7 protein-coding genes are annotated in these 15,324 nt (G+C 55.2%); all 7 read right to left on the bottom strand.

Annotated features, from left to right (window positions below; translation table 11 throughout):
- A complete protein-coding gene (locus IAE55_RS10695; protein ID WP_200632046.1) occupies positions 1 to 1,158 on the bottom strand; it encodes a Gfo/Idh/MocA family protein in 1,158 nt (385 codons plus the stop codon).
- The gene (locus tag IAE55_RS10690; protein WP_325168625.1) at positions 1,158 to 2,000 is read right to left on the bottom strand and encodes a class I fructose-bisphosphate aldolase; all 843 of its coding nucleotides are present in this window, start codon (positions 1,998 to 2,000) and stop codon (positions 1,158 to 1,160) included. The genes IAE55_RS10695 and IAE55_RS10690 overlap by 1 nt, the downstream gene beginning before the upstream one ends.
- 375 nt (positions 2,001 to 2,375) lie before the next feature.
- On the bottom strand, positions 2,376 to 7,808 hold the full coding sequence (locus IAE55_RS10685; protein WP_200632044.1) for a sugar-binding protein: 5,433 nt from the start codon (positions 7,806 to 7,808) through the stop codon (positions 2,376 to 2,378).
- An 89-nt stretch (positions 7,809 to 7,897) separates the two neighbouring features.
- Positions 7,898 to 8,116, bottom strand: coding sequence for a hypothetical protein (locus tag IAE55_RS10680; protein WP_200632043.1), 219 nt, complete (start codon positions 8,114 to 8,116; stop codon positions 7,898 to 7,900).
- Between the two features lie 342 nt (positions 8,117 to 8,458).
- Positions 8,459 to 11,818 carry a fibronectin type III domain-containing protein gene (locus IAE55_RS10675; RefSeq protein ID WP_234489430.1) on the bottom strand — a complete coding sequence of 1,120 codons (3,360 nt, stop codon included), beginning with the start codon at positions 11,816 to 11,818 and terminating at the stop codon, positions 8,459 to 8,461.
- Positions 11,819 to 12,188: 370 nt separating this feature from the next.
- A complete protein-coding gene (locus IAE55_RS10670; protein WP_200632039.1) occupies positions 12,189 to 13,178 on the bottom strand; it encodes a DUF4432 family protein in 990 nt (329 codons plus the stop codon).
- Positions 13,175 to 15,280 carry a beta-galactosidase gene (locus IAE55_RS10665; protein WP_200632034.1) on the bottom strand — a complete coding sequence of 702 codons (2,106 nt, stop codon included), beginning with the start codon at positions 15,278 to 15,280 and terminating at the stop codon, positions 13,175 to 13,177. The genes IAE55_RS10670 and IAE55_RS10665 overlap by 4 nt, the downstream gene beginning before the upstream one ends.
- Positions 15,281 to 15,324 lie beyond the last annotated feature (44 nt).

Genomic DNA, 15,324 nt, shown 5'->3' with positions numbered 1-15,324 from the left:
TTAATCCCCCCAATCTAACATTACTGTTTCACCAGTGCGCTCCGACTCGAGCGCAGCTGTAAAGATGCGATGGCTTCCTTCCGCCTCTTCAGGTGTGGCACAGTAAAAAGGCTGCCGCATATCGCCACGGTGAGCCAACTCATCACAGAAAGCGGCCCACATCTGCAGAATCGAATCAGAGAAACCAAATTCGAATATTCCGCCCGTAATGGTGGAGTAAGCGGATCTGTAAGGCGCATCGACGATATGCCAGGCCTGCTGTTCTCCCGGCTCATAAGGGAGGGATGCAACTTGCTTGGGATTTTTGGTCGTAAACTCGGCTGAAAACGCCGTGCCCTGGATACGGATAAACCAGGTGTTTGCATGCCCCGGTGCAATACGTTTTGTAGAAAGGAGCATCGGAAACTGCTGGCTGTCCGTCTTCACTTCACATGCAAGTAGCGCATTGTCCCACGTCTCGCAAGGTGCAGCTCCGCCTTTGCCATCCGGCCGTTCAGGTATGATCTTGGACAATAACGCTCGAACGTTCGAAGGCTTCCACCCGAATCGAAGGGGAAGATGAAGAACATGCATACCCAAATCGCCCATGCAGCCATATTCGCCGTTACTGGAGATTCTTCTCTTCCAATTAATGGGTTTCGTCGGATCCAAGTCGCTGGAATGCCAGAAACCCGCTTCGACTTCAATAATGCGTCCGAATTTCCCCTCATTTACCCATTCGACAACTTGCTGCGCCCCGGGGAAGAAAGGGAACTCCGACGAGCAGCGTACTATAACGTCCGGATTGTCATTAAGCGCCTTTTGGATGGCGGCATTCGCATGGCGGTCGATTCCGAACGGCTTTTCGCCTAACAAGTGCTTACCAGCCTTAATGATATCGATATAAATTTGCTCATGAAGATTGTGCGGTACTGCGCAGTAAACCGCTTCAAGCGACGGATCCGCCAGCAACTCCCGATAGTCCGTATACGCTTGCTCCACACTTGGAACATGATCCTTAAACCATTGAGTTGCAGCCGGATTAGCGTCACAAACTGCCACGATTCGCGGCTCGAAATCCACATCCACAAGATGACACCATCTTGCTGCTGCGCTAGCGAATTCCTTGCCCATAAGACCGCAACCAATGACGCCGAAACGAATGATCTTTTTCTCCATTAAGCCTGGTCCCCTTTCAAAATCGCAAGTGCCTGTTCGGCTCCCGCTCTCTCGTGGACAATCGCCATTAGGGCAGAAGTCATAGCGGCCGGATTCGGGTGTTGGATGACATTGCGACCGTATACGATCCCAGAAGCACCTTGCTTCATCAATTCTACGGTGCGGTACATAATTTCTTCATCACTGGCGCGGCCCCCGCCTCGAACCAGTACCGGAACCCCAGAAGCAATCTCAATTACCCGGTGGTATTCCCTCACATCATCGCACGGGTCCGCCTTTATGACGTCTGCACCAAGCTCCACTGCCTGGCGGACTAGCGGCATGATTTTATTAAGATCGCCATCCACCATGTATGCGCCTTTTACTTCATTCGGCTGCATGACCAACGGCTCGACCATTAGTGGCATCCCGTATTTCTCACATTCTGTTTTAAGCTGTGCAATATTACGCACGCACTGATGATGCAATTCCGGTTGATTCGGTAATAACAGCAAATTGACACATACCGCGACGGCATCCAGAACCACCGCTTGTTCGATTGCTCGGTCAATCAACTCGCTGAACAGAAACCGCGGAAGGGAGCCTCCATAAATATTTGCCACATCCGTTCTTAGAACGAGCCCTGGCTTATGTTTGCCGGGAATATCTTGAAGCAGCATGGCTTGACCTGCACTTAATTGAACGCAGTCAGGTCCAGCTTTTACAATGGTCTCAACGGCTTGCTTCATATTCTCAATGCCTGATAAAAAAGAACATTCATTAAAAAAACCATGATCAATTGCAACATCGAAGCATTTTCCTTGCTCACTAAACATACGATTCAATCTAGCTTTTGTTGACACCACTGAATCACCACTCCCACTAAGGACTTGTTCTTTTACAACAATAAAATGTTATTTTCAAACATAATTTTAAAGTAAACTCTCACATCTGTCTATATATCTCTGCGAATCTTTCATCCCTTTGATAAATGCAACCACCCGACCAGACGTTTATCATAGGATGATCTGGCAGCTTTCGCTTAAGATCTCCCGTCATGATTATTTGTCATGCAGAAGCCCTTTCGGCCGAAATTTACGGTGAAAGGGCTTCTGCATTTATTCATAGTATTGGGGAGGGTCTTCCAGCTAACAAAAATCCTCTTTTGTGGGTATGGAACTTTGACCAGAATGAAGGCGGCGCCCTATCCTGCTCAGCCCGCCGGTCGCATGCATTCTTTATGGCTGTAATAAACTCAGAAGCTCTTTCAACTTAGAAGCAAATTCCTCATTCAGCTTTTTGCCGCTTAGAGCCTGAATCTCCTGAAGCAAAGGCCTGATGTTCGGTTCCTCCCCGTTCACCTTCGCGAGTAAGCTTTGCAGAATTCCATCTCCGTCGATCCACCCTTGCTCGTATGCATACTTCAACAATGCGGGCAGGTCCTCCCAGCCGAACGTCACCGTCAGCGCCGCCGACGTGCTTGAGCGGTTCCCTGCGCGGTCGGCCGCTTCCGCTTCGAGGCGGTGCTCGCCCGGCATTAACGACAGAGGAGAAACCTCATGCGGACTTGCGACCTCCGTGCCATCCAATCGAAGCAGAGTGCTATCGACACCGCTTTCGGCATCCTCGGCTTCCACGGCCAAAGTCGCCGCCTCCAGCAAGGTCACGCTCTCTGGCGCGACGATGCGCAGGGAAGGAGCCGTTTCGTCCGGCGCCGCGGGAGGCACGTCGTCGATAAAGACGAACGAATCGTACAGCGACGTGTTCTTCGAATCGGCCGTTCCCTTCGTCCATTGAATGAAGTCGTCGCGTCCGTTCTGCAGGTCCGCGTCGTTCACCGCCACGTTCAGGCCGATATGACCGCCAATGGATGGCTGCAAGTGACCGACATAAGCGGACGGAATCTTGAGTTCGTAGAATGTTCGTTTCGCCTTTTCGTCCCGGACGGCAGCGAAAGGTGTCTTGCCGCTGATGTCGCCGTTCGGATTAGGAAGCGAAGAGCTGAAGATATTCGTTAGCAAGGTGCCCGTGTCCGTCAGCCCAAAGCCCCATTCGACGTCATCCGGCCCATAAGGCGCTTCGCGATTATTCAGAGGGTCGAGGCTGATCTGCACGGAATCGTTCTTCCATAAGTTTGCCGCGTTCTCCGACTGCTTATGGATGTTGTCGCCGACGGTAAGCGCCAGCAGAAGGCCGTCGTCCTCCCACTTCGCGTAAGCCGTCGCTTCGAGATTGTCCGGATCGTGGTAGCCGCTCGCATTCTGCGTCTTATATCGCAGGTGGATGGGATACGCGTCCTGCCAATCGATCAAGTCGCCGTCGATCGTCACACCCGTTGCCTTCTGAATCAGATTGAAGTCAAGCGGCATCGCCCCATCGCGGAAGAGCGTCTTGCCGCTGGCGGCATCTTCGACCTTCACGTCGACCAGGTACTCGTTGTACGGCCTGCGCTCGTGGTCCGTCCAGACAAAATCAAGGCTTAAGACGTCGCCCTTCTTCAACCCACTGAACGTATTGCCCGCAACCGGGGCGAGCGGAACACCATCCGGTCCGACGACCGTCACGGCGCCTGACTTCGCGGCCGACGACGTGCCCGTCAGCTTCACCGTAACCGTCTCAAGCTCATCAATCGTCTTCTTGACGGGAGCAAGCCGCACACCGATGCCGTCCTCCACGGTCAACTGGGCTTTCTTCGTCTCGAAGACAGCGCCGTCCGCCAGCAGGTCGAAGCCGATATCAACCCTTCCGTTGACCGCGTCTTCCGGAACGATCACCGTAAGGACGGCATCCTCCGTTCCCCAAGCGGGGACTGTCATCGCAATCGATTGAGGCTCGGTCTGGGAAGCGTCCCAACCATCCGGCAGTTGCGTCTGCACCGTCACTTCCCTGGCAACGTCGGTATCGTTGAACAAGGAAATCGTGAAGGAGTTCGGGGCCCCCGCCTCTCCGTTCGCCTGCGTAGGCACGAGATTGGAGCCGACGCCAACGAACTTCGGCGTCTCAGAGGCGACCATCGCTTCAACTGCCGCCGCGAACTCCCGCGCCAGCAGGTTGTACGCGTAGCTATCCGCGTAATCTCCTCTTGCGTGCGTCGCTTCCGCCAGCCTGCCGTACCGACTCATCCGCAGCACGGCAGAAGCGGAGACAGGCATGACGTTGTCGGTTCCTTTCCGTTTCTCGAATGCCGAGGCCGCAGCCGTCGTGGCTGACGCATAGTCAAGAGCGTTCGCCGTTGCGGCGGCTCCCGTCTCCGATTTGGCGTACGCCAAAACGACAGATACGCTCTCCGCCAGGTTGTACAGCGCTTCCAAAGCGACGTATCCCTCAGCCGTCGCGACTGAACCGTCCCCGATCTGCCCGGCTCCTCGGACCATTAACTCGTAAATCTCGCCTACTGCGGACTCTAGAGCGGTATCGGACAGTCCGCTGCCGCTAATCCCTGGCTCGAAAGCCGCCGCCAACGAGGCAAGAGCCGCGAGGTCGCCATCCACGATAGTGCCGTTTGCCCCTGTCCGCAGCGCCTCCAGCTTGCCTGCTGTTTCGGCTTGTTTGGATACGAGTAGCTGTGATGCGGCTTCATAGACGAGTTCTTTCGGCAACCCCGTCAAGTAGACGGGCGATCCGCTGATCGTTAACGACACGTTTCCGGAGGCCGGTAGCGAGATCGACACGCCGTTGATGTCCTTCGCCGTCATTCCCGCGGCTGCGAAGGGAAGCGTTAGAACGCTTGTTGGCGGCCGAACGTTGGGATCGTCCTTGTGGTCGGTTTTCCTCCAGGCAGCCAGAACCGGTTCCCCATCCTCCAAGAACAGCTGGACGGACACGTTCGGATCTCCCGCATCCCAAGTGCCAAGGTACCTCGCCCGCTCCAGGGAGGTCATCAGCTGATTCACCGCCGCGTACACCAGCTTCGGCCGCCCGTCGTTGTCCGTGATGCCCCAGAAGATGTCGTAGTAGCGGTCGTCCGTTCCGTCGTTCTTGTAATCGTAATACTCGTAAGCCTTCACCTGATCGAGCGTCAGGTAAGTCAGGAAAGCCCGCACGATGTAATCCCGCTGCGTCTCCTCGGTTACCGACGGGTAGCCGGCCTTCGCCGTCGGCCATCCGCCTTCCGTCAGATAATAGTCCTTCCAGCCGCCGTACGCATTAACTTTATCCTTGACGCCGTCAATCAGTTTGGGCAAGTTGTCGTCAGGCATCGAGTTGTACACGTACGGATGGAACGAATACGCATCGGCGAAGTCGTAGGAGCCGAGCGCCAGCTCCTTCGGCAGCACGCTAAGCACGCTCGACGTATGGTCTCCTGCAAGCAACATTGCATCGGGATCGGCTTTTTTCATATTCAGGTAGGCGATCTTCTGCAATTGGACGAACTCCTCGGGGATATACGGCTGGGCGAAAATCTCCGGCTCGTTCGGCATCTCCCACTGTCTTATCTGTCCCTTGTAGCGATCCACTGTACGGTAGACGAAATCCCCCATCGCCCGAAGCGCGGTCGAGGTATTCGTAATCCCGCTCTGATAATATGCGTTCTGATCGATGCCGAGCACGGTAATCTGGTTGAAGCCGTAATCGAACAGCTTATTCAGGAACAAGTCGGTGCCGGCGTAATCGTAAACCGCGTTGCCTGAAGCGTCCTTCACGTTCTTGTCGACGTCCGCCCAGGAGATGCCGGAGCGATGGTGCTTGGCTCCAAGCTTGCGTGCACCGTCGATGATGTCGTCCCGCCAATTAAGCGCGTAATGCGTGTTCAGCCCAAACTTACTCTCGTTATCGAGATCAAGGGGGGCGCCCTCCGTTCCTGCTTGACCGATGATCGCCACTCGCATCTGCTTGGCTAGAGCCGGCATCGACTTCCCGTCAAGCGTAAAGTTCGACTTCACCTCATAGGTGCCGATCGAGCTTAAGCCCGGCCCGAATGACAGCGTATCGTTCAGCTTCTCGTAGGCATCGAGATCGTATGACTTTGTCCCAGAAACGACCGCCCGGAGATCGCCATCGGCGCGGCTGACCTCATAGTCGATCTGAAGCTCGTGCGCCGCCGCTCCGGCATCGATCGCCAGATCCAAACCTGGATTCTCGCCCGTCAGGTAGATGCCCGAATAATTTCCCGCCGGCTGCAGATCGATAACGTAAGGCAGCGGCAGAGGCTCGATAGAGAAATCGTCGATCATCAGATTAATGCCCCCGACGACGTTCCATTGGAAGTAGCCCTTGACCGGCGCCAGCGGGTCGGAATCTTCGCCGCTGGCGATCTCGACTCCGTCGATCAGAAGCTTGTGAGTGATGCCGCTAATGCGAAGCTCGTACTCGTGCCAGCCCCCGAGCAGCGACTGCACATAGTTCGCGATCGGATAGTTGCCTCCGAGCGTCGTCTTCCGCATCAGAAAATACTTCGAATTGTGCGTTGCCCACTCCATCACGTTGTTGTTCGCGTCATCCGCCGCGCGATAGCGAAGGCGCCATGTATTTTGCGCCGCGGTGCTCGTGCGCTCGTACTTCGCTTTGAACTTGACAATGAAGTTGTCCGCGTTGCGGTATTCCGGCAGGTTCAGCTTGGCGCTTCCCGAACCGTTGAGATTAAACACTTTGTTGCCGTCTTCAAGTTGTATGATTTTGGCGCTTCCGCCTGTCGTCCAGCCAGCCGGAGCGGCGTTCGCCGTTTCGCCTTCGAAGTTGTTCGTATACGCAGGCATCGCCGCGATCGGTACGACCAACTCGCCGGTTACCGGATAACGGGCTATTCCGCCCGCGCCATCCTCCGCCGTCAAGTAATAACGGATGGACGTCGCCCGGTTCGTTCCGGGAACCGTTCCCAAGAAGACGCCGGCTCCCCCCGGCGTTGCCGCCAACTCCCGGTCCGCCTCTTCATCCCCATAGCCGTAGTGGATCACGGCGGTCGATTCGGGAGTGGCGCCCGTGAGCGAGAAGGAGATCGGCAGGTCGGCGAAGTAAGGGACGCCCGAAACAGGCGTATGTACGATCGAGAGATCGCCGCCAGCCGGCTCATCGGCCGGCAGCACCTCTACCCGATCGACGCTTAGGCTGACAGTCGACCCAACACTTCGGAGAGCGAAGCCAACGCCGCCCGAGACGAGTGAAGAGTCGGAGAACGTCGAGATGGTCTTCCCGTCTATGGAGAGGGTGAATTGCGACCCGCGAATGTTCAGCCGATAGTCGTGGCGGTCCGCCAGATCGAATCCCGGCAGAACAGCTGCGATATCGACGGAGCTGCCAACCTGCGAACTTGCCGAAGAATTGGGATACTTCCAAAGCTCGACCCAATGCCCGGTCTTGAATTCTAAAAAGTAATAGCTCGTTCCCGACGAGTAGCGGAACATGACACGGAAGCGATCACCTTGGGCATCGAAGGCCATTGCGTAATCAGTGGAACTATATGGCAACGAGGAGGCTTTGACGACCGCACGTTGCGGGGATGTCGATGTCGTCATCCCCGCCAGCTTCGCCGCGGCTCCTGAGCCTTGAATCTGCCATGCCGCGCTGCCAGACAGATCCCATCGCGTCAGTCCGCCGTCGAAGTCGTCCGAGAACAGCAGAGCCGCATCTTCCGCGGAGGCCGCGGACACCTTAACGCCAGGAAGTCCCGGCCAGCCTTGTACTAATAGTGCCGCAATCAAAAGTAGGGCAACAAACCGAAAAGGGCTGCTCATTCTGAATTCCCTCCTTGAATGAACAACAAGCACCTCTCTGATGTTCCGGTATAACCGGATCACCAGAGAGGTTGCTGTCGTTCTGTTGATTACTTGCCTGCTTTTTTCTGAATCGAAGCTTCAAGCTCACTAAGTATTTGGTCGCCGCCTTGAGGCCTCCACTTCTTGATGAAGTCGTCGAACTTGTTGATATCACCGCCCATTATGATCTGCGTGAACACCGAATCTCTCAATATGTCCAGTTCGCTCTGTTTGGCGATCTTGGTTGGGGAGTCCAGATCGTTGGAGGCGAATCGCCCCTCCTCCAAACCTCTTTTTATAGAAGCGACTCGCTTTCCCGAAATCAGCGGAACTCCTGCCGATTCCTTGTTGACCGGATGCCGATCAAGCTGAAAGCGATTACAAATCTAAGGGTATCGAAATCCTACCGAGCCGAAAACCGGGGCGAAGGACGATAATACCGGGGAAAAGTCCAAATTCGAATGAGACTCATTGCCCCCTCCTCTGCCCACTGGCCGTATTACCCTCAACAGGAGCGAGCGGAACTTCATTGGGAAAGGCGACCGTCACGACTCCAGACTTCGAGGTTGTCGACGTACCCGTCCGCTACCGTCACCTTCTCGATCTCATGCGTAGCACGAGATTGGAGTCTAGAAGCTATCCGTTCCCGCGCTCGGATTCAGGGAAGTAATAGTCCAATTGGCGAAGTCGTAGACGAGTTGCTCTCCGCCCTCAGTCACAGTGAATATGTGGCTGTTCTGGTCCTGCTGCAACCACGGCGTATCGAACACCTTAAACGACGAGTAAGCAATCGGTGTACCGTTGATTTTGTGCGTATTGTTGTATGCCGCCGAAGCCGCGTCAAAAGTGATATCCATCGTATCCCCGTTCAGAGCGTGATAGATCAGGCGAGGATTCGTCTCGTCTAGATGGCTCGCGTCAACCGATGCGTTCGTCAGAACGGCACTCTTGAACGCTGCGAAATCCGCGTATTCAGAAGCATCAGCTGTCTGAAGCACCCAGCCATTTTTGTCCGCTTGACTTCGGAGAATGTTGTAGTTGTAAAGCAGCATTGCCGTCTGGTGCAGTTGTGCCGTCGTTTTCACCTTGTTAGAAGGGTCGGTGTTCGTCTGGTAGTACCAGGTTGCCGGTTTCACAAATTGGAAAGCGAAATACATCGGCCCAGCGTTGACAAACGTCCAACCGCCTTGATCCTCCTTGGCGATCATCGATCCTGTATCCGGGAATAAAGCGTTGATGTAGTTCGTCGTTGGACTGTTCTCAAGCTTAAACACCCCTACGGCCGCTTCGCCGTCCTGCATGATCCGATGGCTCGAAGGTTGGTCATAGTTGCCGATTGGAGCTGTACCTTGGTCGGTGGACAACCGGAACAGCGGATTCGCCGCATCGGAGTGCCAGCGCAGCACGACGGGCAGGTCCTCGATCCAGTTGTCGACGCGTTCGTATTGAATCTCGGTCGCAAGTCCCCACATCGGCTTCACGAAGGCTTGGCGGTAGATTTTCATTCCGCGTCCGCTCGAGTTCTGCATCGTCGTCTTGCGGGACTGGTACTCCTTGGATGTGTTCTGTCCGATTCGGATCGCTAACTCAGGCGGCTCGTAGCTCATTCCACTGTAGAGCACCAAACCGAGATATTCGAGGTTCGGACGGTAGAGAGATGGTGCCGAATTGTCCGACTCGCCTACCGCCTGCTGAGCTCGGTGCGCACCGAAGTAGGCCCAAGATAGCGCGGTATGCTCGGCTCCCCGCCACGACGGGTCAACCGCGGACACGGAATCACCCTTCGCTCGGCTCTCCGATGAGATCGGGTAACCGTCGATCCAGTCGTTCGCCCACTCGAACCACATGACGTCCATCGCCATCTTTGCTTTTTGCCGGAGGTCGGCTTCGTCCGAATACTGATAGATCGCATTTAGGCAAAAATAGGTCATAAATGTGTATTCCGGACTCTCGTATTCCGCCCACCCCTTATGCACGCCCGCTTCGATCATAGCTATCACATTCGCCTTATTGATACTCTTTAGCGTCGTACCGGAATTGCCGTTCAGGTCGACCAGATCGGGAAAATACTGCCCGACCAGATAGCCGGTGGCATAATTGCTCATTCGCAAATTCTCCGTCTGAGCCAGCTCAGCATAAGCGTACGAAGCAAAGTAGGACCGAACATGCTCCATCATCGTGCTGCTGAATTGATCACCGACCATGAGATAGGCATACATCTTGGCCATTGTTTTGTACTGTTCATAATCGTAGGTCTGATACATTGCGTCCAGCTTCTGCAGGTTGTTCGCCACGTTCTGTCCGTCAAGGATTTGGGCGACATATTGCGTGATGTTGAGCGGTCCGCTCTCCTCCTGCATGGTCTTCGCCTTGTCCCACAGCCATTTCTTGCGGCTCTCGATCGTACCTGGGTATGGCGCATACGTGCTCTCAATCGGCGGTGCCTCCGATACGGTCACCTGATCGAACACGGCGGTCGCTAGGCGGCTGTTCGCATGGCTCGTAACGGCCAACCCGATGTAGATCGTCTCCGGCAGGTTGATGGTCTCCCTCTTAATCAGCGTCCAGTTGTTGCCGTCATAAGAATCATAGGCGCTGATCCCGCGCTCGTCGCGCACCAGCTTAAGCCAGTACGGCGCCGCCGCCGTTGTGCCGTTCGTCTGCGTGGAAACCCCGCCGGGAAGCAATCTGTCTTGGAAAATCGTGCCGTGGGAAGGAGTCGATGCCACGAACGCGTACGGAGATTGCGGGCTGAGGTTCGCGCGGATCATGACGCCGGCTTTCGTCCATTCGGCCGTATTCGTCACGCTTGCCGTTCGCGCGACGATCTGTCCATAACCGGTCCAAGGGCGGTACACCAAGTGGAACGCATCCGCCGTTCCCCAGATGTCTGCGCCGGAACCTGATACCGTAAATGAACCGGAATTCGCGTCGTAAACCGCGCTTCCCAGGATGCCAACGGTGCCAATATCCTGGTCTCCGAACGGAGTCGGCAAGCTGCCAGGAGAGTCGTTCGTCTTCGCTGTCACCACGTTGCTGGCCTGGGAGGCGTTTCCGGAACTGTCCCTTGCTTTAACAGTAAAGCTGTATGACGTTGCTGGCGTCAGTCCCGTGACTTGTGCTCCGTTTACCGTACCGCTGACGGATAAAGCCAAGGTACCGTCTCGATAAACGTCATAGCCTGTCACGCCTTGGTTATCCGTCGATGCCGCCCACGACAGAGTGACACTCGTATCCGTCTGCCCCGTCACCGCAAGGCTGCTGGGCGCCGTCGGCGGTACCGTATCCTGTACGCTGCCTACTTCGTACACGGCCAGGTCGTCTATGACGTAAGCCTCGTCAGATCCCCCGGTATCGACACGGACGGAGAAACCGATCTCCAGGTTCGAGATCGTACGCTGGCCGCCATTCGGCACAACGGTGAAACGGTAGCCCGAGATGTCGACGTCGTTCACCGTTTTGAGTATGCCTTCCGTGCTCGTGTAGGCGGCAGTTCCCGTTATAGTTGTCGCAGCCACTGGGAACCGGGGCACGTTGACGTTGTCGAAGTTACCGAATTGGATTTGCGCGTAGATGTCCTTGGCGACCGGCTTGTCGCTCATAGCAGTGCGCTCCAGCTTGTATTCCAATATGAAGTCCACCGGCTGGCTTCCAACCGGTTGGTTGTACACCTCGTTGATGCGATCCTTTAACGTCCCGCTGCTGAACCTCTTATAGAAATAACTGGACACGTTCGTGCCGAGCGAAGCATCTCGGAACTCCAACGCGTTGTTGCCGTTCTCCTGCACGATCTGCTGCGTCCCACCAGACGAAGCATTGGATAAGACGAACGAACTCGTTCCCCCGTCGAAATGCACGTCCATGTCCGCCGCCAGCAGATTGACCATCGGAGCGGGATTATCGGCCGATACGCTGCCGTTCAGTGCGGGGAACCCGCCCCACGCTAGCGTCAACGCCAGCAGACTACTTGCGATTTTTTTGCCCCTCATTGCAATTCCTCCCCCATATTCTGTTGATTTCATGCCCTTTCATTACTCTCCCTCACTTATCTGGACATTCCTTTCCAACATGTCATCTTGGCGCTACATCACCTCCTTTCTGATTAGTTCACCGCCCGTCCGATCGCGAGAGTATTCCGGTTATGATCCGAACCCCATTTAATTGGTAAGCGTTTACAAAACGTGTCGTAAGAAAGACCGCAGCTAGATACGGTCCTCTATGACTTAAGCGCGAATTTGCTATTAGAGCTACAGATTTCTTTTTATAGGCAGACGGATAAATGAACTTCTGGGCCTAGCTAGGCGATTCGTCTCTCGCCCTTAGTCAAATCGGGAGTCAGAGGCAGAACAATAGGCAGGACTATAGCAGTTCAACTCGAAGACGCATCCAGGCTGAGCATTTCTCTCCCGGGTGAAGTGTGAGAGCCTCGCCATGCTTCAGACTGTCGTGAATGTCCGAAAAGCGAGAGTTGGATGGCTCCAGCGCAACGGTATACATCTCCTCGTTGTTGCTTGACCAGTAGCGCAGATGCGGCCAAGTCTCCTTATCCCACATCAACCTCAGTCGGATTCCGAGCAGGGGATTATCGATACCCACTTCTGCTTCCTCGAAGCCGAATAAAGAAACGAAGCAGTCATCCCCATCCATCCTCCTCTGTTCTGCTTCGCGCAAATCTTTAATTCTACCGTTATCCAGCGTTATCTTCCTAACCTCTTCCTCGAACGAGGACAACAGCGCCCTTGAATCCGGTGTTGCATCATACCAAAGCGCTTGAAACGCCCGACTCCCTGGTGGAAGCGAGATTCTCGCGGACCCATCAACCAGCGGCTCGCCAAAAGCCGGGTGTTGCGTCCAGATAAACTGGACGGGCCATTCCCCCGCTCCTTCGACTTCCTCCTCAACGAACAGCTCCGGCTTTCCCGCACGCAGCCGGAACTCCTTTACGGCTATCAACGGGGATTCCGGCAGCGCTACCCTGCATCGCACCGCAATCTCACCCGCCACGTTCCGACGAAGCTCGAACTCCCACGGAACGCAAGCGGATTCGCCTTCACGATCGTGTCCGATTTCGCGGCCGCCGAACAGTGCTCGATTCGGCAATAGTTCCTGCCATCCACCAGGATAAGGCTTCGCGTAATGAGTGAGCGGCTTCGATCGCAAGTCTCTTCCATGTAGAGGCTCTAGTCCGCTCTTCGTCTTCATGAGCAAGTTAATGCCTAGCGGCTTATATATGAGTTCCCACACATCCGCTCCTTTACCGACCAGAATGACGACAATCAGCCACTCGTTCTCGAGCCGCACAGCCGGTATGCCCTCGACCGAAAGCTCACAAATGTCCAAAAAACTCACGGATCAACCGGCTCCTTCCTAGACTCCTGCCTTACGACGGCAACGCCGTATCCATCTATAGTAATCGGTCCGCCGTTTACTGGCCGTCCTTTCATCAGGTCCCATCCGCCGACGGCTTCCTCAAGATGGAATTCCACATTCTCCGAATTGTGATTCAAGACGAACAAATACGTGCCTTCTTCTCCTTCTCGAGACGTAATCTCCACCCCAGCCGGAACGTCCCTGCCGCTAAGCGATTCCAAGCCGTGCTGCTGACAGATCCATCCGAACAGCTCGCGTAAGAAAGCATCCTCGGGGTGAGTTGCTACATAATAGGCTTCTCCCTTGCCATACTTATGACGCGTGACAGCCGGTTGCTCGGCATGGTAGTCTTCCTCGAAAGTTGCTAGGGACTCAGCTCCTTGCAGATGAACAACTTCCGCCCATTTTTGGACTTCATAGCTCGGGCACACAGAGTCACTCGTCAGGAACGAATCGGTCACGCCAGCTCCCGACGAAAAGTTCTTTTCGATTGCCCTTGCCGCCACTGCCTTCTCCCATGTAATTCGATTGGCCATGTCCGGTTCGAAAGCATCCCACTCCTCCACGATGATTCCGAACACGTCGTCGATCGGCCGCAGGAACCCTCCGTACTCTACAACGTCGTTACCGTTAACCATGCCGCTCATGTAGCTCATGACCAGTTTGCCTCCACGCTTAACGAAAGCGCGAAGCTGCTCGGGTACGCCCTCCTCGAACATGTACAGCATCGGAGCGACAACGATCTCATATCTGCTTAGATCGTCCGTCGGGTAAACGACGTCCACGGGAATGTTCGCCTCATAGAACGGCCGATAGAAAGCCGTTACCGCATCTCGATATGAGACGTCACGGCTCCCGCGATTCCAATCAACAAGCCAACTAATTGTTACATCGAACAGCACTGCGACCCGCGCTTCTCCAATGCCCGCCGATGCGAGCACTTCCAGCCCTGCCAATTCTCTACCTAAATCTCGGACCTCCCGATAAACTCGGTTTTCCGTTTCTGAGCCGTGGCTGACCAAGGAGCTATGGAACTTCTCCACGCCCCCCCGGCTTTGCCGGAACTGGAAGAACATCACTGCCTCCGCCCCTCGCGCTATTGCCTGGTAGCTTTGGAGACGCATCATGCCCGGTCGCTTGGCGGGATTGTACTCCTTCCAGTTGAGGCTGCCGGTCGCTTGCTCGATGAGGAGGAACGGCCGGTGCTTCAAGCCGCGAAAATAATCGTGCTGGAATGCTGACCAAACCGCGTGATCCCGATGAGGAGGATAAGAATCCCACGCTATGACGTCCAAATGAGGCGCCCATTGTGGATGGATCTGCCCCCGGAAGTCGAGGGAGTAGAAGTTAGTTGTGACGGGAATACCTGGCGAACGCTGAACGATCTCATCTTTCTCAGCCAGAAAACCTCGCAAGTTGGAATCCGACAAAAACCGCTGATAATCCAAACTGTGGCTTGTGTGCGACATTCCGCCAATAGGCGGCGAAACCTGCTCCCAGGAAGTACGCGTCAGGCTCCACTGGCTGAGTTGCCATGCCTCGTTCAACCGTTCCACCGTACCATACTTGCGTTTGAGCCAATCCCGGAACGCCTCGGCACAATGATCACAATAGCAATGAACGATGTATTCGTTATTGATGTGCCACAGGAGCAGCGCTTTGCGCTTTCCGTATCGTTGGGCTAGCACGGCCGCAAGCTTACGGATTTCCGCCAGATAGACCGGATGATTCGGACAATATGCCTGCCGACTCCAATGTACGGCCCTCTGACCGTTCTCCCCAACCTTCAGCATCGTCGGATGTTCATGGAACAGCCAAGCCGGGGGCGCGGCCGTCGGCGTCGCCAGGACGATCCCGATCCCGCTCTGCTCCAACCGATCAAATACGGTATCCAATCGGCGAAAATCGTATCTATTCCGTTCCGGCTGAACCGCCGCCCAGCCGAACACGTTTAATGTAACTGCGTTAACCCCCGTTTCTTTCATGAAGGCAACGTCCCGCTCCAGCATCTCCTCAGGCCACTGCTCGGGATTGTAATCTCCGCCGAACCTGATAACCGGCTGAATCCTTTTCGTATCCAAATCGTATTCCCTCCTGTCAAGGACGGGTACCCAGCGCCTCTCAG

Source organism: Paenibacillus sp. S28 (genome assembly GCF_016624415.1).
Lineage (GTDB): Bacteria > Bacillota > Bacilli > Paenibacillales > Paenibacillaceae > Paenibacillus_AQ > Paenibacillus_AQ favisporus.
Note: the sequence above shows the minus strand (reverse complement) of the source record. Positions and strands in the feature narration are given on the sequence as shown.